This is a genomic window from Variovorax sp. GW823-FHT04F07 (assembly GCF_058795995.1).
On sequence record NZ_JBXAIG010000001.1, the window covers coordinates 1,860,525 to 1,877,835 of the forward strand.

General features: G+C 68.4%; 16 protein-coding genes. 10 read left to right on the forward strand and 6 right to left on the reverse strand.

Features of this window, described 5'->3' with window-relative positions:
• The 5 genes from AC1RAA_RS08615 to AC1RAA_RS08635 all read left to right on the forward strand — a co-directional run bounded on the left by AC1RAA_RS08615 (position 1) and on the right by AC1RAA_RS08635 (position 5,609).
• The gene (locus AC1RAA_RS08615) at positions 1-1,197 is read left to right on the forward strand and encodes a CaiB/BaiF CoA transferase family protein (RefSeq protein WP_492727632.1); all 1,197 of its coding nucleotides are present in this window, start codon (positions 1-3) and stop codon (positions 1,195-1,197) included.
• On the forward strand, positions 1,194-1,982 hold the full coding sequence (locus AC1RAA_RS08620; protein WP_492727633.1) for an enoyl-CoA hydratase: 789 nt from the start codon (positions 1,194-1,196) through the stop codon (positions 1,980-1,982). Before AC1RAA_RS08615 ends, AC1RAA_RS08620 begins: the two co-directional genes overlap by 4 nt.
• A gap of 33 nt (positions 1,983-2,015) precedes the next feature.
• A complete protein-coding gene (locus tag AC1RAA_RS08625) occupies positions 2,016-2,951 on the forward strand; it encodes a polysaccharide deacetylase family protein (RefSeq protein WP_492727634.1) in 936 nt (311 codons plus the stop codon).
• Entirely contained in the window at positions 2,948-4,315 is a 1,368-nt protein-coding gene (locus AC1RAA_RS08630; RefSeq protein WP_492727635.1) for an MmgE/PrpD family protein, read from the forward strand. Before AC1RAA_RS08625 ends, AC1RAA_RS08630 begins: the two co-directional genes overlap by 4 nt.
• 133 nt (positions 4,316-4,448) lie before the next feature.
• Complete coding sequence (locus tag AC1RAA_RS08635; RefSeq protein ID WP_492727636.1) at positions 4,449-5,609, forward strand: acyl-CoA dehydrogenase family protein; 1,161 nt, start codon at positions 4,449-4,451, stop codon at positions 5,607-5,609.
• A gap of 183 nt (positions 5,610-5,792) precedes the next feature.
• On the opposite strand, the gene AC1RAA_RS08640 is transcribed toward AC1RAA_RS08635, so the two are convergent.
• Complete coding sequence (locus AC1RAA_RS08640; protein ID WP_307693362.1) at positions 5,793-6,770, reverse strand: AraC family transcriptional regulator; 978 nt, start codon at positions 6,768-6,770, stop codon at positions 5,793-5,795.
• Positions 6,771-6,892: 122 nt separating this feature from the next.
• On the opposite strand from AC1RAA_RS08640, the gene AC1RAA_RS08645 reads away from it, so the two are divergent.
• The 5 genes from AC1RAA_RS08645 (at position 6,893) to AC1RAA_RS08665 (ending at position 12,136) form a co-directional block, all read left to right on the forward strand.
• Positions 6,893-7,612: a fumarylacetoacetate hydrolase family protein gene (locus AC1RAA_RS08645; RefSeq protein WP_492727637.1), complete on the forward strand. Its 720-nt coding sequence runs from the start codon at positions 6,893-6,895 to the stop codon at positions 7,610-7,612.
• 25 nt (positions 7,613-7,637) lie between these two features.
• Positions 7,638-8,516, forward strand: coding sequence for a polysaccharide deacetylase family protein (locus AC1RAA_RS08650; RefSeq protein WP_095946972.1), 879 nt, complete (start codon positions 7,638-7,640; stop codon positions 8,514-8,516).
• 83 nt (positions 8,517-8,599) lie between these two features.
• Positions 8,600-9,853: an MFS transporter gene (locus AC1RAA_RS08655; RefSeq protein WP_492727638.1), complete on the forward strand. Its 1,254-nt coding sequence runs from the start codon at positions 8,600-8,602 to the stop codon at positions 9,851-9,853.
• A 2-nt stretch (positions 9,854-9,855) separates the two neighbouring features.
• Positions 9,856-10,617, forward strand: coding sequence for a sulfite exporter TauE/SafE family protein (locus AC1RAA_RS08660; protein ID WP_492728346.1), 762 nt, complete (start codon positions 9,856-9,858; stop codon positions 10,615-10,617).
• Between the two features lie 52 nt (positions 10,618-10,669).
• A complete protein-coding gene (locus AC1RAA_RS08665) occupies positions 10,670-12,136 on the forward strand; it encodes an amidohydrolase family protein (RefSeq protein ID WP_492727639.1) in 1,467 nt (488 codons plus the stop codon).
• Positions 12,137-12,275: 139 nt separating this feature from the next.
• Here AC1RAA_RS08665 and AC1RAA_RS08670 read toward each other — a convergent pair whose 3' ends face one another.
• Genes AC1RAA_RS08670 through AC1RAA_RS08690 form a run of 5 tightly spaced genes read right to left on the reverse strand, consistent with a single transcriptional unit; the run spans position 12,276 to position 17,311 of the window.
• The gene (locus tag AC1RAA_RS08670; protein WP_492727640.1) at positions 12,276-13,505 is read right to left on the reverse strand and encodes an SDR family NAD(P)-dependent oxidoreductase; all 1,230 of its coding nucleotides are present in this window, start codon (positions 13,503-13,505) and stop codon (positions 12,276-12,278) included.
• Positions 13,505-14,050: a nuclear transport factor 2 family protein gene (locus tag AC1RAA_RS08675; RefSeq protein WP_492727641.1), complete on the reverse strand. Its 546-nt coding sequence runs from the start codon at positions 14,048-14,050 to the stop codon at positions 13,505-13,507. The genes AC1RAA_RS08670 and AC1RAA_RS08675 overlap by 1 nt, the downstream gene beginning before the upstream one ends.
• A complete protein-coding gene (locus AC1RAA_RS08680) occupies positions 14,047-14,427 on the reverse strand; it encodes a VOC family protein (RefSeq protein ID WP_492727642.1) in 381 nt (126 codons plus the stop codon). The genes AC1RAA_RS08675 and AC1RAA_RS08680 overlap by 4 nt, the downstream gene beginning before the upstream one ends.
• Positions 14,424-15,182, reverse strand: a complete 759-nt coding sequence (locus AC1RAA_RS08685; RefSeq protein ID WP_369646493.1) for an SDR family NAD(P)-dependent oxidoreductase — start codon at positions 15,180-15,182, stop codon at positions 14,424-14,426. The genes AC1RAA_RS08680 and AC1RAA_RS08685 overlap by 4 nt, the downstream gene beginning before the upstream one ends.
• A complete protein-coding gene (locus AC1RAA_RS08690; RefSeq protein WP_492727643.1) occupies positions 15,179-17,311 on the reverse strand; it encodes an acetate--CoA ligase family protein in 2,133 nt (710 codons plus the stop codon). The genes AC1RAA_RS08685 and AC1RAA_RS08690 overlap by 4 nt, the downstream gene beginning before the upstream one ends.

Here is a 17,311-nt window from a genome sequence, read left to right on the forward strand (position 1 = left end):
ATGCCCAAGATCAACGCCTCCCCTGCCCTCGCGCGCTTTCGCGTGCTCGACCTGTCCCGCGTTCGCGCCGGCCCCACATGCGTGCGCATCCTTGCGGATTTCGGCGCCGACGTGATCCGCATCGAACCCCCGGCGGGTGTCGACCCGAACGAGGCGATGTTCGCAGCCGACCGCTGGGGCGGCGACTTCCAGAACCTCAACCGCAACAAGCGATCGATGACGCTGAACCTCAAGAAGCCGGAAGGGCTCGAGGCGTTCATGCGGCTGGTGGAAACAGCCGACGTGGTGGTGGAAAACTGGCGCCCCGACGTCAAGGCGCGACTGGGCATCGACTACGAGGCGCTGCGCGCGGTCAATCCCCGGATCATCCTCGCGAGCATCTCGGGCTTCGGCCAGGACGGTCCCTATGCCTGGCGCCCGGGCTTCGACCAGATCATCCAGGGCATGGGCGGGTTGATGTCGGTCACGGGCTTCCCGGCACAGGGCCCCGTGCGCGCCGGCCTCGCGGTGGCCGATTCGGGCACCGGCGTCTATGCAGCAGCGGGCATCCTGATCGCGCTGCTGGAGCGCGAGCGTTCCGGGCAGGGGCAATGGGTGCACGGCTCGCTGCTGCACACGCAGGTGGCGCTGATGGACTTCCAGGCCGCGCGCTACCTCAACGACGGCGACGTGCCCGCCCAGGCAGGCAACGACCACCCGACGAGCAGCCCGATGGGCCTCTTCCAGGCCAGCGACGGCGTGTTCAATCTCGGCGCGTCCGGCGAAGGCAACTGGGTGCGGTTGTGCGAATGCCTGCAGGCTCCGCAGCTGAGGGCGGTGCCCGAATTCGCCACCGAGAAGCTGCGAGTCGAACACCGGCTGGCACTCAACGAAGCCCTGGCCGAGGTCTTCAAGAGCCAGACGGTTGCGCACTGGGTCGAACTGCTGAACCGCGCCGGCGTGCCCGCGGGCCCCGTCTATTCGATTCCGCAAGTCTTCGAGGACGCCCAGGTGAACCACCTGGGCATCGCGCAGGATGTGGAGGCGGGCAATGGCCGGCGCTACCGGCTGGTGTCGCAGCCGATCACGCTGGCGCGCACGCCAGCGCGCATCGCGCACGGCGCCCCGGCCTGGGGCGAGCACACCACCGAGATGCTGACCGAGATCGGCTACACGCCTTCCGACATCGAACAGCTGCAAGCGAAGGCCGCGGTATGAGCGAAGGACACATCCGGACCGAGACCGCAGCGGGGGTGGGGACCCTGGTGATCAGCCATGCGCGCAAACACAACGCGATGACGCTGGCCATGTGGCAGCAGCTCGCCGAAGCCGTACAGGCGCTGGCCGACGACCGTGCCGTGCGCGTGATTGTCGTCACCGGTGAAGGCGACGCCGCTTTCGTCTCGGGCGCCGACATCAGCGAGTTTGCGCAACAGCGCAGCGGCACCGACGCCGTGGCCGCCTACGACCACGCGGTGGCGACCGCCCAGCGCGTGCTGGCCGAATGCGCCAAGCCGACAGTGGCGCGCATCCAGGGCATCTGCATGGGCGGCGGCATAGGCATCGCCCTCGCCTGCGACCTTCGCTTCGCCGCATCGAACGCGCGCTTTCGCATGCCGGCCGCGCGCATCGGCCTGGGTTACGCGTTCGAGGGCATGCAGCGGCTGGTGAGATTGCTGGGCGCACCGGCCACCTTTGACCTGTTCTACACGGCGCGCAGCCTCCACGCCCCCGAGGCGATGCGCCTGGGCCTGGTCAACGACTGCATCGACGCCGAGATCTTCGACGCCGAAGTAGCGTCACGCGTGGCGCTGATCGCCCAGAACGCGCCGCTGGCCTTGCGGGCCGCAAAGGCCGCGATTCTCGCTACGCTGGAGCCCCCGACAGCGCAGGCCCGGGAAGCGATCGACGCGATGGTGCGCCAGTGCTTCGCCAGCCGGGACTACGCCGAAGGCCAGGCTGCATTTGCCGAGCGGCGCGCGCCGCGTTTCGAAGGGAGCTGAACCGATGACCGCCACCACGCAAGAGAACCCGTCATGAGCAATCCACGCGTCCCCTTTCAACTCTCGTCCGAGCGCCCGCCGTTGATGCCGCTGGACGGCGGCCACATCCTCGCGCACATCGTCGTGAACGTGGAGCACTGGCCTTTCGACCGCCCCATGCCGCGCACGCTGCTGACGCCGCCGCACGGCAAGGAGACGGTGCCCGACGTGCCGAACTTCAGCTGGGCCGAGTACGGCCTGCGCTGCGGGCTGCCACGCATGATCGAGGCGCTGCGCAGCCGCGGATTGCGCGCGTCCGCCAGCCTCAACGCCTCCGTGATCGATTCGCACCCGAGCGCCGCGCAGGCCATCCTGGAGGCCGGCTGGGAATTCATCGGCCACGGGGTGCAGCAGCAGTCGCTGGCGCAACTCGACGGGCACGCCCAGGCGGAAGCCATCGTGAAGTCGCTCGACCGCATCGCCGCCTTCACCGGCGTTCGTCCGCGCGGCTGGCTCTCGCCCGGGCTGCGCGAAGCGGCGGACACACCCGACATCCTCGCCGCCGTCGGCATCGACCATGTGTTCGACTGGTGCCTGGACGACTTGCCGTGCTGGATGCAAACCGAGCACCGTTCGCTGATGGCCCTGCCCTACATGCTGGAGGTCAACGATTCGGTGATCTATGCGGTCGAGAAGCACTCCTCGCCCGAAATGAAGCTGCGGCTCGAACGCACCCTGGAGGTCTTTGCGCGCGAAGTCGCCCGCCTCGGCCAGCCCCGGGTGCTGGCCATCGGGCTGCATCCGCACCTGATGGGCGTGCCCCACCGCTTCGGCGATTTCGAAGCCATGCTGGACCTGCTGCTCGCGCACCCGATGGTGCGGGTGGTGACGGGCTCATCCCTCCATGACTGGTACGCCGCGCAGGTCCCCGCGCCGGCGCCGCTCGTTGCCCGGTCCGGCGACGTCCCCTTTGTCCCGATGCCTCAATGAACGCCATCGACACCCTCATCGCCCACGTGCGCTCGCGCGATTTCGACTCCCTGCCACCCGAAGCGGTGGACGCGGCGCGGATGTTCATCTACGACACCATCGGCGTCGGCATTTCCGGCTCGCGCCATCCGCGCATGCCGGCACTCAAGCAGGCAGCGCAGTCCCTGGGCGACGGCGACGCCGTCACGGTCTGGGGCAGCGGCGAGAAGCTGCCATTCCCGTCGGCCGTGATGCTCAACGCCTACCAGGTGTTCAACCAGGAATTCGACGCGGTGCACGACGTCGCCGTGGTCCATGCCTTCGCCTGCATCGTGCCGGCTGCACTCGGCTATGCCCAACGCGAAGGCGGCGTCTCGGGCAAGGCGTTGATCACGGCGGTGACGCTGGGACTCGACGTGGCCATCTATGTCGCGCTGGCGCAGCGTGCGCCGATGCGCTTCTTCCGCCCTGCCATGTGCGGCGGCCTCGGTGCCACGGCCGCACTGTGCAAGCTCGCCGGCATGGACGCCGACACGATGCACAACGCACTCGGCCTCATGTACAGCCACCTCTCCGGCACCATGCAGGCCCATGCCGAGGGCTCGCCCGCGGTCGGCCTGCAGGTGGGCCTGAACGCACGCGCAGCCGTCACCGCCTTCGAACTGGCGCGTGCCGGCTTCCCGGGACCGCGAGACATCCTGGAGGGCCCGTTCGGCTACTTCGCACTCTATGACTTCGGCCAGTCGCGCTGGGCCGACGTGGCGAACGACGTCGGCCAGGTCTTCCAGATCGCGCGCATGAGCCACAAGCCCTACCCCACCGGCCGCGCGACCCACGCGGGCGTCGATGCGGTCGTCGATCTCATGGCCGCGCATGGCTTCGGAGCGGACGACGTGGAAACCGTACGCGTGCATGCCTCGCCGCTGATCGCACGGCTTGTGGGGCGGCCGGCGCAGCCTGGCATGGACTCGGCCAGCGCCAAGCTCAGCATGGGCTACGTGGTGGCCACGGCGCTGCGCAAGGGCCGGGTGGGCATCGAGGCCTTCGACCCGCCCGCGTTGAACGACGCGCGCACCTTCGAACTGGCACGCCGGGTCGAGGTGCTGGACGACGGCAACCCCAACCCGAACGCCCTGGGCCCGCAAGTGGTCGAGGTGGTGCTCAAACGGGGCGACACGCTGCGGCTGGCCGTGCCGCACTTTCTCGGCAGCCCTGGCCGGCCGCTGCCCGCGCCGGATCAGCAGGCCAAGTTCATGGCCTGCTGCGCCTCGACCAAGCCACGCCTGCCGCCATCCCAGGCCGAAACACTGGATTCGGCACTGCGCCGGCTCGAAGAACTGCCTGACGTGCGCGAACTCATCCCACTGATGACGGCGCCCGCCTGACACCCCGGGGCCGCCCGGCCCCCTTCGCTTCTTTCCGTTCCCTGCATCGGTCGTTCATTGCGCCCTCTTGGCCGCAAGGAATGCGCGCGCTCGCGCGGCCGATGCCCCACTCACCCTGCCATCGAGATACACCATGAACCGTTCTTCCGACAACTACCAGGACATCCGCGACGCCGTGCGCGCGCTGTGCGCCGAGTTTCCCGACGAATACCATCGCAAGATCGACGAGCAACGCGCCTACCCCGAAGCCTTCGTCGATGCACTGACTGCCGCGGGCTGGCTGGCAGCGCTGATCCCGCAGTCCTACGGCGGTTCCGGCCTCGGGCTCGCGGAAGCCTCGGTGATCATGGAGGAGATCAACCGCTGCGGCGGCAACTCCGGCGCCTGCCACGGCCAGATGTACAACATGGGCACGCTGCTGCGCCACGGCAGCGAGGCACAGAAAAGCCGCTACCTGCCAAGGATCGCCAGTGGCGAGCTGCGGCTTCAGTCGATGGGCGTGACCGAGCCCACCACCGGCACCGACACCACGAAGATCAAGACCACGGCCGTGCGCAAGGGCGACACCTATGTCGTCAACGGGCAGAAGGTGTGGATCTCGCGCGTGCAGCACTCCGACCTGATGATCCTCTTGGCGCGCACCACGCCGCTGGCCGAGGTGAAGAAGAAATCCGAAGGCATGTCGATCTTTCTGGTCGACCTGCACCAGGCCATCGGCAACGGCCTGACCGTGCAGCCGATCGCGAACATGGTGAACCACGAGACCAATGAGCTGTTCATCGAAAACCTGGAGATTCCGGCGGACAACCTGATCGGCGAGGAAGGCCAGGGCTTTCGCTACATCCTCGACGGGCTTAACGCAGAGCGCACGCTGATTGCCGCGGAATGCATCGGCGACGGCAAGTGGTTCATCGACCGCGTGACCGGGTATGTGAAGGACCGTGTCGTGTTCGGCCGCCCCATCGGTCAGAACCAGGGCGTGCAGTTCCCGATTGCCGAGAGCCACATCGAAGTGGAAGCCGCCGACCTCATGCGCTGGCGTGCCTGCGAGCTTTTCGACGCCCGACAGCCTTGCGGCGCGGAAGCGAACATGGCGAAGTACCTGGCCGCCAAGGCCAGCTGGGAGGCCGCCAATGCGTGCCTGCAGTTTCATGGCGGTTTCGGCTTTGCCAACGAGTACGACGTCGAACGCAAATTCCGGGAGACCCGGCTCTACCAGGTGGCGCCGATCTCGACCAACCTGATCCTCGCGTATGTCGCGGAACATCTGCTCGGTCTGCCGCGCTCGTTTTGAAGAAGCCAGGCTGGGGCTGCAGCACAAGTGGAAGCGGACACTCAGGCGGGCCAGGTTGAGTGTCGGCAACCCGTCTGGAGCCGCCGTATGCGAAGGACTGCCATGCAACGAATGCCAACGTCGGACTTGCAGCCACCGACGTCAAGCTCGAGAGCCTGATTGCTTACTGGGAGCATCGCGCCGTCAGTCCCACGTCCGATTCCCCCCTCGCTGAAATTGCCGCCGGTACGCGGAAGGCGTCGCCCCCACGATCTGCCCGAAACGGCGCGCGAACTGCGTCGGCTCTCCGAAACCGGTGCTTTCGCCGATCTCCGCCGCAGAGGCGCCGGTAAAGACCAGCAGCGTCTTGGCGCGCTCGATCCGGCGTTCGGTCACCAGCTCCAGGAAGGTCTTGCCCGTTTCGCTCTTCAGCAGGTGGGCCAGATGCGTTGGCGACACATGGCTCGCATGCGCCGCATCGCCCAGCGTCAGCTCCTGCGCGAGGTTGCGACTGATGTAGCGGATGCAGCGCAGCACCGCCGGCCGGTACGACTGCAGGGCCATCCCCTGCGCCTCGCAGTTGCGAAACTCCTCGCCGTAGCGCCGCCACACCATGCCGATCAGGTGAAGCAGATGGCTGCGAATCAGCAGGTGGCTGGCGGTGTCTTCGCCCGGCGGCCGCTGCGCTTCCTGCGCCATGTGTTCGCACAGCGCTTGGAGCTGGTGGGTCTCGGTTTCATCGAAGCGGAAATCCAGGCAATGCTGGAACCGGAAAGGCGCGAGCTCGGGCGCGCGTGACAACGGCACCTCCGACAGCTCGAACACGTCGAGGTCCAGCGACGGCAGCAGGTAGTCCTTGCTGATGTTGATCACATGGAACACGCCGTCGGCCGCGTTCGGGATGTAGTGAACCAGGAAGGGCAGCACGAAGCTCACCGTGCCTGCGCCGATGGCGCGCTGGTTGCCGCCGATGTAGTGTGTGGTCTCGCCCCGCGTGTTGACGTAGATCTGGAAGTACTCGTGCCGGTGCGGCACCGGATTCGGCAAGCAGTTGCTCTGGTCGTGAATGCCGAAATAGGCGCGCTGTGCCCGCGCCGCCATCGTGTAGTTGCTGATGGCGGCACGCGCGGCACCGGCGCGGGGCGGCGGCACGAATTCGTCGAGGGAAGGCGTGGGTGGCATGAAGAGCTGATCTCAAGATCGCAAGGATTGCATATCTTTGCGCAAGCCTGCGCGTTGAGGTGAGAAGGCCTCGTTCCTAGACTCTAGCCACTCCTTTCCAAACCTTCCAGAGAGACAAACCCATGTCCCCCCACCCGACGGCCGAGCGCGCGACCGATATCCGTACCGACGCCCTTCAAGTCCAGCCCATCTCCATCGACATCGTGGACAGCGACCAACGCTTTCCGGTGCGCCGCGTCTACTGCGTGGGCCGCAACTACCTGGCCCACATCCGGGAGATGAAGGAAGGCGACGAGCGTGATCCGCCGTTCTTCTTCCAGAAGCCGTCCGACTCGGTGGTGACCGACGGGCGCGTGCCCTACCCCACGCTGACGGACGACTTCCAGTTCGAGTTCGAACTCGTCGTGGCCATCGGCAGCCATGCGTCGAACGTGACGCCCGAGGATGCGCTGGATCACGTCTTTGGCTACGCTGCGGGCCTGGACATGACCCGGCGTGACCGCCAGCGCGAATGCAACAAGCGCGGCCTGCCGTGGGAACAGGGCAAGTCTTTCGATCACTCGGCGCCCTGCGGCCCGATCCATCCGGTGGCGAAGGTCGGGCACATCCGCTCGGGAACACTCAATCTCTCGGTGAACGGCGCGGTGCGGCAAGACTCGGTGCTCGAAAAGATGATCTGGAATGTCCACGAGATCGTCAGCGAGCTGTCCAAGCAATACCGCCTGCTACCCGGCGACCTGATCTTCACCGGGACGCCCGAAGGGGTCGGCCCGGTGCAGCGCGGCGACAGGCTCACCGGCCGCATCGACGGGCTCGCGCCCCTGCAGGTCGAGATCGTCTGAGCCCGCAACAGCACACGGAGACACCATGAAACCACTCGAACGCATCTCGTACTCGTCCATCGCGGACCGTCCCGCACTGAAGTTGCCCGGCGGCAAACGATTGGCCGTCTGGGTGATCGTCAACGTCGAGGAATGGAACATCGACGAGACCATGCCCCGCACCGTGCTGACACCACCGGCCGGCGGTTCGCCGATGCCCGACATCCCGAACTGGGCCTGGCACGAGTACGGCAACCGCGTCGGCTTCTGGCGCATGCTCGAAGTGATCGACGCACTCGGCATCAACGCCACGCTCGCCATCAACGGTTCGGCCATCGGCGCCTACGAGCCCATCGCCAAGGCGGCGAAGGAACGCCAGTGGGAGTTCATCGGCCACGGCTTCGGGCAGCGCAACATGCAAAAGGTCCCCGACGAGGTCGAGGACATCGCCAAGACCACCGAGGCCATTCGCGCCTACACCGGCAAGCGCCCGCGCGGCTGGCTCGGCCCGGGGCTCACAGAGACCTGGCACACGCCCGACATCCTGGCCGAGCAGGGCTACGAGTACGTGTGCGACTGGGTGCTCGACGACCAGCCGGTGCGGCTGAAGACGCGCGACGGCGGCACGATCGTGAACGTGCCCTACACGCAGGAATGCAACGACGTGGCAATGATGCTGATCCAGCACCACAAGGCCAGCGAGTACCGCGACCGCGCCATCGACCAGTTCGAACAGCTCTACGCCGACGCGAAAGACTCGGCCCGCGTCATGGCGCTGGTGGTGCACCCCTACATCATGGGCGCGCCGCACCGTCTGCGCTACTTCCGAGAAGCGCTGGCGCACATCCAGCAACATGAGGACGTGGCCTTCCTGACCGGCGAGCAGATCCTCGACTGGTACGGCGCGGCAAGCCCCGCTGCGTGAACCCTCGCCGGCACAGCGCCGGCGATCCCGTGCAACGAACGAACAACAAACAGATTTCTCGCTCGGCGAGAAGGAGACAACACGTGCATTCCTCAACCTCCGTCATTTCACCGGCGGTCGGTGGCGCGCGCCGCGAGGCGCCCATCACCGCACTGGAGATCGGCATGTTCCTGGTGCTGCTCGCCTCGTACGCGCTCAACGCGATGGACCGGCAGATCTTTCCGCTCATCGCCGCGGACGTGCGCAAGGAGTTCGGCTTCAGTCTGGCAGACACCGGTTTGCTGTCCACCATCTTCACGCTGGGCATGGCCGTGGCCGGCATTCCGACCGGCTATCTGCTGGCGCGGCTGTCGCGCAAGACGGTGCTGCAGATCGGCATTGCGATCTTCTCGCTGGGCACGCTGCTGGCGGCCTATTCGTACGGCTTCGCCGACATGATCGTCTACCGGGCCGTCACCGGCATCGGCGAAGCGATGCAACTGACGGTGGTGATCGCCATCGCCGCGAGCTACTTCGCGCGCTACCGGGCCACCGCCGTGGGCGCCATCAACTTCTCTTTCGGCATCGGCGCGATCCTGGGGCCGCTGCTCGGCGGCCACCTGATCGGTGTCGAGCGCGATTGGCGCCTGCCGCTCATCGTGTTCGGCGTCGCGGGCTTCGCGGCCATGGCGATCATCGCGCTCACCGTGAGCAAGCGCATGACCGAGAACGTGGCGGCCACCGGCGGGCGCGCCGACCAGCGCGGCGCCACCACGCTGTGGAACCGCAACACGGCCCTGCTGACTGGCATGAGCGTCATCGGCGGGCTCTGCATCTATGGTTACCTGGGCATGTACCCGACCTTCCTGCGCGAGCACCTGCACTACACGCCGTCGGACACCGGCCGCGTGATGAGCATCTTCGGTTTCGGTGTGTTCGCATCGATCTTCGGCGGCTGGCTCGGTGACCGCTTCCATCCCAAGCTCGTGCTCTCGGCGAGCTTCATGGGCACCGGCCTGCTGGGCTTCCTGATGTTCTCGGGCCCCACCGACATGGTGGTGCAGTCGGCGCTGTCCTTCGCGTGGGGCTTCGTGGTGAGCGGCGTGCTGTACGTGAACCTGGCGGGGTATCACATCAAGGCGGTGCATGCCTCGCTCACGAGCCGCGCCACGGGCGTGTTCGTCACCACGCTGTACGGCGCGGGGGCAGTCGCGGGCTTCATCATCGGCGGCATCGCCTCGCGCTTCGGCTGGAGCACGGCCGGGCTGGTGCAGATCACGCTGCTGGCGGCTGTCGGCGTGCTGCTCACGCTGCTGCTGCACACCGACCGCATGTCGCTGCCGGCACGCAAGCCGTGATGCTGCTCGACGGGGCGCTGCTCGGCGGCGCCGCGGCCCTGGCCGGCGCACTCAATGCCGTGGCGGGCGGCGGCAGTTTTCTGACCCTGCCGGCACTGGCGATGGTCGGCGTGCCGCTGGTGTCGGCCAACGCCACCGGGACCGCCGCGTTGCTGCCGGGCTACCTGGCCGGTGCCTGGGCATTGCGCAAGGAGCTGTCGGGCCCGATGTCGCCTTCGCTCCTGCGGCTGGGCGTGCTGTCGGTGCTCGGCGGCGCGGGCGGTGCGGCGTTGCTGCTGTCGACGTCGAACCATGCCTTTGCCCGCATCGTGCCGTGGCTTCTGCTGGCCGCGACGCTGCTCTTCGCGATCGGGCCCGGCCTGGTGCGCCGAAGGCTCGCCGCCGCCGACAACAACCACAAGCCGCGAGGCCGTTGGATCGCCGACCTGGGCATCGTCGCGGTCGCCGTCTATGGCGGCTACTTCAACGGCGGCCTCGGCATCCTGCTGCTCGCCGTGCTTGGTGCGCTGGGGCACACGGACATGGGACGCATGAACGGCATCAAGAACTTCGTCTCCGCGATCCTGACGCTGATCGCCGTGGCGATCTACGCGGCCAGTGGTGCGATCGTCTGGACCTACGCGCTGTGGATGGCCCTCGGTGCCACGGTGGGTGGCTATGCCGGCGGCATGCTCGCACGGCGACTGAAGCCCGAGGTGGTGCGCGGCTTCGTCGTGTTGACGGGGCTGGCGATGACTGCGGCCTTTCTTCTCAAGGCGTATTGAGCGGGCTTTCGTTTCTTTCTTCTTTCCGTCACTTCAATCACTCGGTCGACCCATGAAAACAACCAAGAGAGACTTCACCCGTTTTGTCGGCGCCTTGATGGTCGCCGCCACGGGTGCGCCGGCGCTCGTCGGCTCGGCATCGGTGTCGGCCCGCACAGCGCGTGCGTCCACATCGCCCGGCCTTCGACGCGGCAACTACCTGATCCGCAACGGCGCGGTCATCACGGTCGACCGCGCCAAAGGCGTGCTGCCGCGCGCCGACGTATGGGTCCGCAACGGCGTGATCGAGAAGATCGGGCGCGGCCTGAGCGCACCGGCTGGCGCGGAGATCATCGATGCGACCGACATGATCGTCATGCCGGGCTTCGTCAATTCGCACTATCACATGTGGAGCGCCATCGGCCGCAGCTTCACCGCGCGCGACGGCGGCTTCTCGTACTACCCCGCCAAGAACGCGACCTCGACCCTGTACACGCCCGACGACTTCTACAACAGCGTGATGCTGGGCTGCGCCGAGCTGGCGAACGGCGGCACCACCACCGTGCACAACTGGTCGCACAACACCCGCTCCCCCGCCCATGCCGATGCCGAGCTGCGTGCGCACCAGCACGCGCTGCTGCGCGCCCGCTACGCCTACGGCCACGTCGACAAGATGCCCGTCGACGAACTCAACCGCTACGACGATCTGGCCCGCGTGCGACGCGAGTGGTTCGGCGAGCGTTCGCCTTTCGACGGGCTGGTGCACCTGGGGCTGAACCTGCGCGGCCCGCAGCAGAGCACCGACGCCGTGTTCCATGAAGAGATGAAGGCCGCCAAGGCCAGCGGCTTGCCCGTCGCGATCCACGCGCCGCAGGAGGCACCGAACAACGTCGATGCGGTCGACTACGAACGTCGTGGCTACCTGGGCCCGGATTTCATGCTCGCGCACTACGTGCCCGCCAGCACGGCCGACCTGGCGGCCATGGCACGCACGAAAACGCCGCTGTCCTTTGCCACGCACTCCGAGCTGCGGCTCAGCAGCACCGGCGATGCACGCGCCGCGCTCTTCGCGATGCGCAACGCGGGCCTGACCATTTCGTTGTCGAGCGACGCGACCTCCATCGCGCCGCCCGACATGTTCGAGGCGATGCGCTTCACCTGGAACCTGGGCGTGCCGTGGGCCGGCACGCCCAGCGCGCAATCGAAGGCGATCGGCGTGCCCGAGGCGATCGAGATGGCGACCCTCAACGGCGCCATCGCCATGGGGCTGGGCGACGTCACCGGCTCGATCACCGAAGGCAAGCGCGCCGACATCATCCTGGTGCGCACGCAGGACCTGAACATGGGCCCGGTCGGCAACGTCGAGACCGCCATCGTGCAAAGCGGCAGCGCCGCCAACGTCGACACCGTGATGGTCGACGGGCGGATCGTGAAGCGCAACGGCAGACTGCTGGCCTACGACACACGCAGCATCATGCGGCGCGCGCGGCAATCGGCGGACCGGATTCGCGCTGCGGCGAGCGAGGCCCTGAAGGCCTGAAGCTCCTGCGGCCATTCGCACGCGGCGTACACGCCGGCGGTCGAGCGGTTGGCGCCCCGCTGGCCGCCGGAGCCGGCCGACACCGGAAAACCGAGTCACAAAGGCCTGCAGCGGACGGCGACGCGCCCGCCGCAGGAACTCAATGCCCGGCGCCGAGCCTCAGCACCTGCCCGGTCAGAAACTGCGCGCGCGGGCCGGCCACGTAGTCGAGCAGCGGCAGGCAGGCCTGCGGCACCAGGCCGTGCGTCAGCTCCAGCGCGTTGATACGCAGCCCGTGCGCGCCCCATTCGGCGGCCAGCGTGGCCACCAGCATCCGGACTGCATCGGCGTCGCCGGCCAGTGGCCAATCGAGCTCCGGTTCGGACGCAGGCAACAGCAGCGTGAGGCTGGCCAGCGCGGCGTGGCTCGAACGAAAGCGGCGCGCCGCATCGAGCACGGCATCGAGCCGCGTGCCGGACTGCGCATCCAGCGCGCGCGCGTCGATGACCGCCGGACAGCCCGCGCGCTCGAGGTGGCCTGCATGCGCACGCACCCACACGCCCAGTGCCGCATGCCAGGCCGGCTCGCGCACGGACTCGAGATGCGGGCGCAAGGGCGCATCGAACGGAAGCGGCAGATGCGCGCCGGCCGGCAGCGACTGACTCCCTCCGCACACGGACGAGCCGCCGTCGAGCACCAGCAGTTGTCCGGTGAGCACGCGCGCGCCGGGACTGGCCAGGAAGCACAACGCGTGCGCCATGTCCTCAGGCTCGGCCATCCGGCCCATGGGGATCTTCGACACCGCCTGCGCCGGATTCAGCCGGCCGCCCTCGATCAGGCGCTGAACGAGTTCGGTTCGCACGAAGCCCGGTGCCAGCGTGGTCACCGTCCAGTCGGGCCGGGCTTGCGCCAACGCGCGGCTCTGCCCGATCAGGCCGGCCTTGCTGGGGCTGTAGAGACCGCGCCACGGAATGGCGCGTAGGCCTGCACCAGACGCCACGTTGACGATGCGCGCCCCGGGGCGCAGGTGCGGCGCACAGGCCTGCACCATGCGCGCCGGCGCGGCCAGGTTGAGCGCAAGAAGGCGAGCCGCCGAGCCGTCGTCATGGCCCGACGTGGCCTCGGCGCCACCGGCCGACAGGCCCGCGTTGTTGATCAATGCATCGAGCGGCGGAATCTCGTGCCCCAGGCGCTCGATCCGGGCTGCATCCGTCAGGTCGGCCACGAGGTGCATCGGTGGTTCGGCATCGGCCGGCCACGCAGCTCCGAGGCGCTGCAGCGCCTGCGCATCGGCGTCGACCAGAACGCAGCGCCATCCTGCGCGCGCCAGGGCCAACGCCGTGGCGCGCCCGATGCCTGCAGCGGCGCCGGTGAGCAGAACGGTGGGCATCAGGTGCCGCGCACGTCGCGCAACAGCGCGTACACGGCGTCGTGCGGCGCTGCCCTGCCGACCGGCTGGCGCACGCCGAACAGGGCAGCGTCGTCCTGCGCCAGCTCGGGCCGTGTGCGCTCCTCCATCCAGTCGTAGACCACGGTCCGCGCGGCCACGCGCCACTCGCCGCCGCGACGCTCGAAACGGTCCACGTAGCGGCCGCAGAGAAAGGTCTCGCGATCCGGCTGCGTGGCCGTGGCCTGCAGCGCGAAGAAGCTGCTTTCCACTCCGGCAGCGTCACCATGCAGCTCGATCAGCACGTTGGTGATCTGATGGACGCGGCGTCCGCCTTGCCGCAACCTGGGCAGCGCCTGCGCGATGAAGCCGTCAGCACTGCCGTTCCACGCGCCGTGGCAATCCGTGGCGTCCTCCCAGTAGGCCGAACGCAAGGCGGCCTCGTCGCAGCGGTCGATCCCTCGGCAGTAGCGCAGCAGGCAGTCGCGAATCGCCTCGCGGTCCAGCAGCGCCTGCAAGGCTGCCGGCATCGGCTCCGACGCGCTCATGCGGCGGCGGGCGCGGCGCGCCGAAACAGCTGCACCAAGTTGCCCTCGGGATCGCGCAGCGACAGCACGGCCCCGTGATCGCCCATGTCGCGCAGGCCCAGGACCTGCCCGCCGGCGGCAACGATGCGTTCCTGCGCGCCCTCGAAGTCGTCCACCTCCAGCACCATCACCAGCCCGCTGGTGGCGGGCGCCGCTTCTTCAAGGCAGGCCAGGGCCACGTTGGTGTTGCCCACGCCGTACTGGATCCAGCGGTCGCCATCGCGAAACTTCATCGGCAGGCCGAGCGCACCTTCGTAGAAGGCATGCAGACGGGCCGGCTCCTTCGCCACGACGAACACGTTCTGCACGCGCTTGGGCGATGCAACGGCGCCGCTCACAGCGAGGTCTCCGAAGCGCCGCCGTCCAGGCGCAGCACATCCGCATTGAAGAAACGCGAGCCGTCGCCGGCCAGGAAGCAGATGGCATCGGCGATGTCCTCCACCGTGCCCAGACGGCCCAGCGGTGTGCGCCCGATGCGCCGGGCATCGAGTTCGGCGTTGCGATGCTTGGCCGTGCCCTCGGTGGGCACGGCGCCGGGCGCCACCGCGTTCACGCGGATGTTGCGCGCGCCCAGGTCGGCCGCCGATGCGCGGGTGATGCCCAGCACGCCGGCCTTGATGCCGCTGTAGACCACCGAGCGCATCGGCGACTTGAAGGCCGCGATGGACGCCACGTTGATGATCGAGCCACCGCGCTCCGCGTCCATGACTTCCGCTGCGGCCTGGATGCCCCAGATCACCGACTTGAAGCCGATCTCCACCATGCGGTCCATGACCTCGGGCGTGATCTCGGCGAGCGGCTGGTAGCGCACCCAGGCGGCGTTGTTGACCATGATGTCCAGCCGCCCTGCATCGCGCACGAACTGCGCCACGGCCTCGCGCATGCCTTCGCGCGTCGACACATCGCAGGGCAGCCCGATGGCCTGGCCTCCCAGCGCGCGGATCTCGGCCACGGCCTCTTCCACGAACTCGGGCTTCAGGTCGTTGATGCCGACCGTGGCGCCCAGGCGGGCCATGGCGCGTGCGGTGGCGCGACCGATGCCGTGGCCGGCGCCGCTGATGAAGGCCGCTCGGCCTGAAAGAGACATGGTCATGGGTGGGCTTTCGTGAGGGGTGGCTCGGGCACCAGCAGGGCGTCCAGCGCATGCGCGCCACGCCCCTGGTCCAGCACCACCAAGGGGTTGATATCGATCTCGGACACGCTGTCGGCATGGCGCACGGCAAATCGCGACAGCGCCACGATGGCCTTCGCCGCCGCCGTCACATCGGCCTTCGGCCGGCCACGCGCGCCGTCGAGCAGCGGGAAGGCCTTGAGCGACTGCAGCATGGCGGTGGCCTGCGCCTCGTCGACAGGCGCCGGCTGCAGTGCCACGTCTTTGAATATCTCGGCAAAGATGCCGCCCAGGCCGACCATCACCATCGGGCCGAACATGGGGTCCTTCTTGGTGCCCAGGATCAGCTCGACGCCGCCCTGCACCATCTGCGCGACGAGCACGCCGGCGATGCGCGCCGCGGGTGCCTTCTGCGCCACGCGCGCAAGCAGCTGGTCGTACTCCTCGAGCAGTTGCGCTTCGGACCGCACGCCGACGAACACGCCGCCGACCTCGGTCTTGTGGGCGATGTCGGGCGAGACGATCTTGAGCACCAGCGGAAAGCCCATCGCGCGCGCCGCGGCGAGCGCCTCGTCGCGGTTGGCGGCAATCGCCTCACGCGGCACGGGCAGGCCGGCTTCGGCCAGCACGGCCTTGGCGCTCGCCTCGGTGGCGAAGGCCTGCGCAGCCAACGGCACGCGCTCGATGGCCGGCGCTGCAGCCCGTGCGACGTCGCGCGCACCGAAGCGCAGCAGTGCCGCCACCGTCGCGCAGGCCGCATCGATGCCTTCGACCACGGGGAAACCCATCGCGTTGAGCGTGGCCCGCACGTCCTGCGGCGCGCGGGCACACAGGAGGATCAGGCGCGAAGGATGGTCCTTGCGCACCTGTTCCAGCGCGGCAAGAAACACATCGCGCAGCCGGGGCACATGGAAGGCATTGGCCGATTGCAGGATCAGCGCATCGCAACTGTCGTCGCGCGCCACCGCATCGAGCATGCGGGCCAGCACCTCCGGCCGGCTCGACACCTGCGCCGTCATGTCCACCGGGTTGGAGGGCGCGGCGAAGGGCACGACCGACAGGATGCGTTCCTGCGTCTGCGCGGCGAGCTTGGGCAGCGCCAGGCCTTGCGCACTGGCCGCATCGGCCAGCAGCACGCCGAAGCCGCCGGAGGCCGTGAGCACGGCCACGCGATGGCCGCCGGGCACATACGCCGGGCCGACGACAGACAGCGCATGGCCGACTTCGAGCAACTGCTCGATGCTGGGCACGCGGATGGCGCCACCGTTGCGCAGCACGGCGTCAAACACGGCGTCGGAGCAGGCTAGGGCGCCGGTGTGCGAGGCCGCCGCCTCGCTGCCGGCCTCCGAGACGCCGACCTTCAGGACCACCAGGGGTTTGCCCGCCTCCCGGGCCATGGCCATGGCCTGCATCAGCTTGGCGCCGTCGCGGCAGGTTTCCATGCAGCAAAGGATCACGCGCGTGCCGGGGTCGGTCGCCAGCGAGGCGATGGCATCGGCGATGTCCACGTCGCATTCGTTGCCCGTTGTCAGCATGCGGCTGACGCCCAGGCCGCGCTCGCCGGCCAGGCGCAGGGTGAAGCTGCCCAGGTTGCCGCTTTGCGAGACGATGCCCACCGCGCCGGCGACGGGAAAAGACGACTCCAGCGCCACCGAGAAGGTGGCGATGCTCTTGTCGGGCACGCCGATCGCGCCCAGGCAGTTGGGGCCGACCACGCGCAGGCCAGTGGCGCGGGCGACGTCCCCGATCTGGGCCTGCAGGCGGCTGCCCTCCTCGCCCATCTCGGAAAATCCGGCCGACAGGATGACCGCGGCTTTCACGCCGCGCCGGGCGCAATCCTTCACCGCGTCGAGCACGCCCGCGGGCGGCACGGCGATCACGGCCAGCTCGGGCACGGCGGAAACGTCGTCCAGGGTTGCGTAGGCCGGCAGCGACTGCACGAGGCCCGCCTTGCGGTTGATCGGATAGATGCCGCCCGCGTAGCCGTACTTCTGCAGGAACTGCAGCGGCCGGCCGCCGATCTTGGTGACGTCGTCCGACGCCCCGAAGATGGCGATCGAGCGCGGCTTGAACAGCGCGTCCATGCCGCGCCCCACTTCCACGACCGGCAT

What these genes read in the sequence shown, in the direction of transcription:
- AC1RAA_RS08615 (WP_492727632.1), top strand. Translation starts at nt 1, where the DNA reads ATGCCCAAGATCAACGCCTCCCCTGCCCTCGCGCGCTTTCGCGTGCTC.
- AC1RAA_RS08620 (WP_492727633.1), top strand. Translation starts at nt 1,194, where the DNA reads ATGAGCGAAGGACACATCCGGACCGAGACCGCAGCGGGGGTGGGGACC.
- AC1RAA_RS08625 (WP_492727634.1), top strand. Translation starts at nt 2,016, where the DNA reads ATGAGCAATCCACGCGTCCCCTTTCAACTCTCGTCCGAGCGCCCGCCG.
- AC1RAA_RS08630 (WP_492727635.1), top strand. Translation starts at nt 2,948, where the DNA reads ATGAACGCCATCGACACCCTCATCGCCCACGTGCGCTCGCGCGATTTC.
- AC1RAA_RS08635 (WP_492727636.1), top strand. Translation starts at nt 4,449, where the DNA reads ATGAACCGTTCTTCCGACAACTACCAGGACATCCGCGACGCCGTGCGC.
- AC1RAA_RS08640 (WP_307693362.1), bottom strand. Translation starts at nt 6,770, where the DNA reads ATGCCACCCACGCCTTCCCTCGACGAATTCGTGCCGCCGCCCCGCGCC.
- AC1RAA_RS08645 (WP_492727637.1), top strand. Translation starts at nt 6,893, where the DNA reads ATGTCCCCCCACCCGACGGCCGAGCGCGCGACCGATATCCGTACCGAC.
- AC1RAA_RS08650 (WP_095946972.1), top strand. Translation starts at nt 7,638, where the DNA reads ATGAAACCACTCGAACGCATCTCGTACTCGTCCATCGCGGACCGTCCC.
- AC1RAA_RS08665 (WP_492727639.1), top strand. Translation starts at nt 10,670, where the DNA reads ATGAAAACAACCAAGAGAGACTTCACCCGTTTTGTCGGCGCCTTGATG.
- AC1RAA_RS08670 (WP_492727640.1), bottom strand. Translation starts at nt 13,505, where the DNA reads ATGCCCACCGTTCTGCTCACCGGCGCCGCTGCAGGCATCGGGCGCGCC.
- AC1RAA_RS08675 (WP_492727641.1), bottom strand. Translation starts at nt 14,050, where the DNA reads ATGAGCGCGTCGGAGCCGATGCCGGCAGCCTTGCAGGCGCTGCTGGAC.
- AC1RAA_RS08685 (WP_369646493.1), bottom strand. Translation starts at nt 15,182, where the DNA reads ATGACCATGTCTCTTTCAGGCCGAGCGGCCTTCATCAGCGGCGCCGGC.
- AC1RAA_RS08690 (WP_492727643.1), bottom strand. Translation starts at nt 17,311, where the DNA reads ATGCCGGTCGTGGAAGTGGGGCGCGGCATGGACGCGCTGTTCAAGCCG.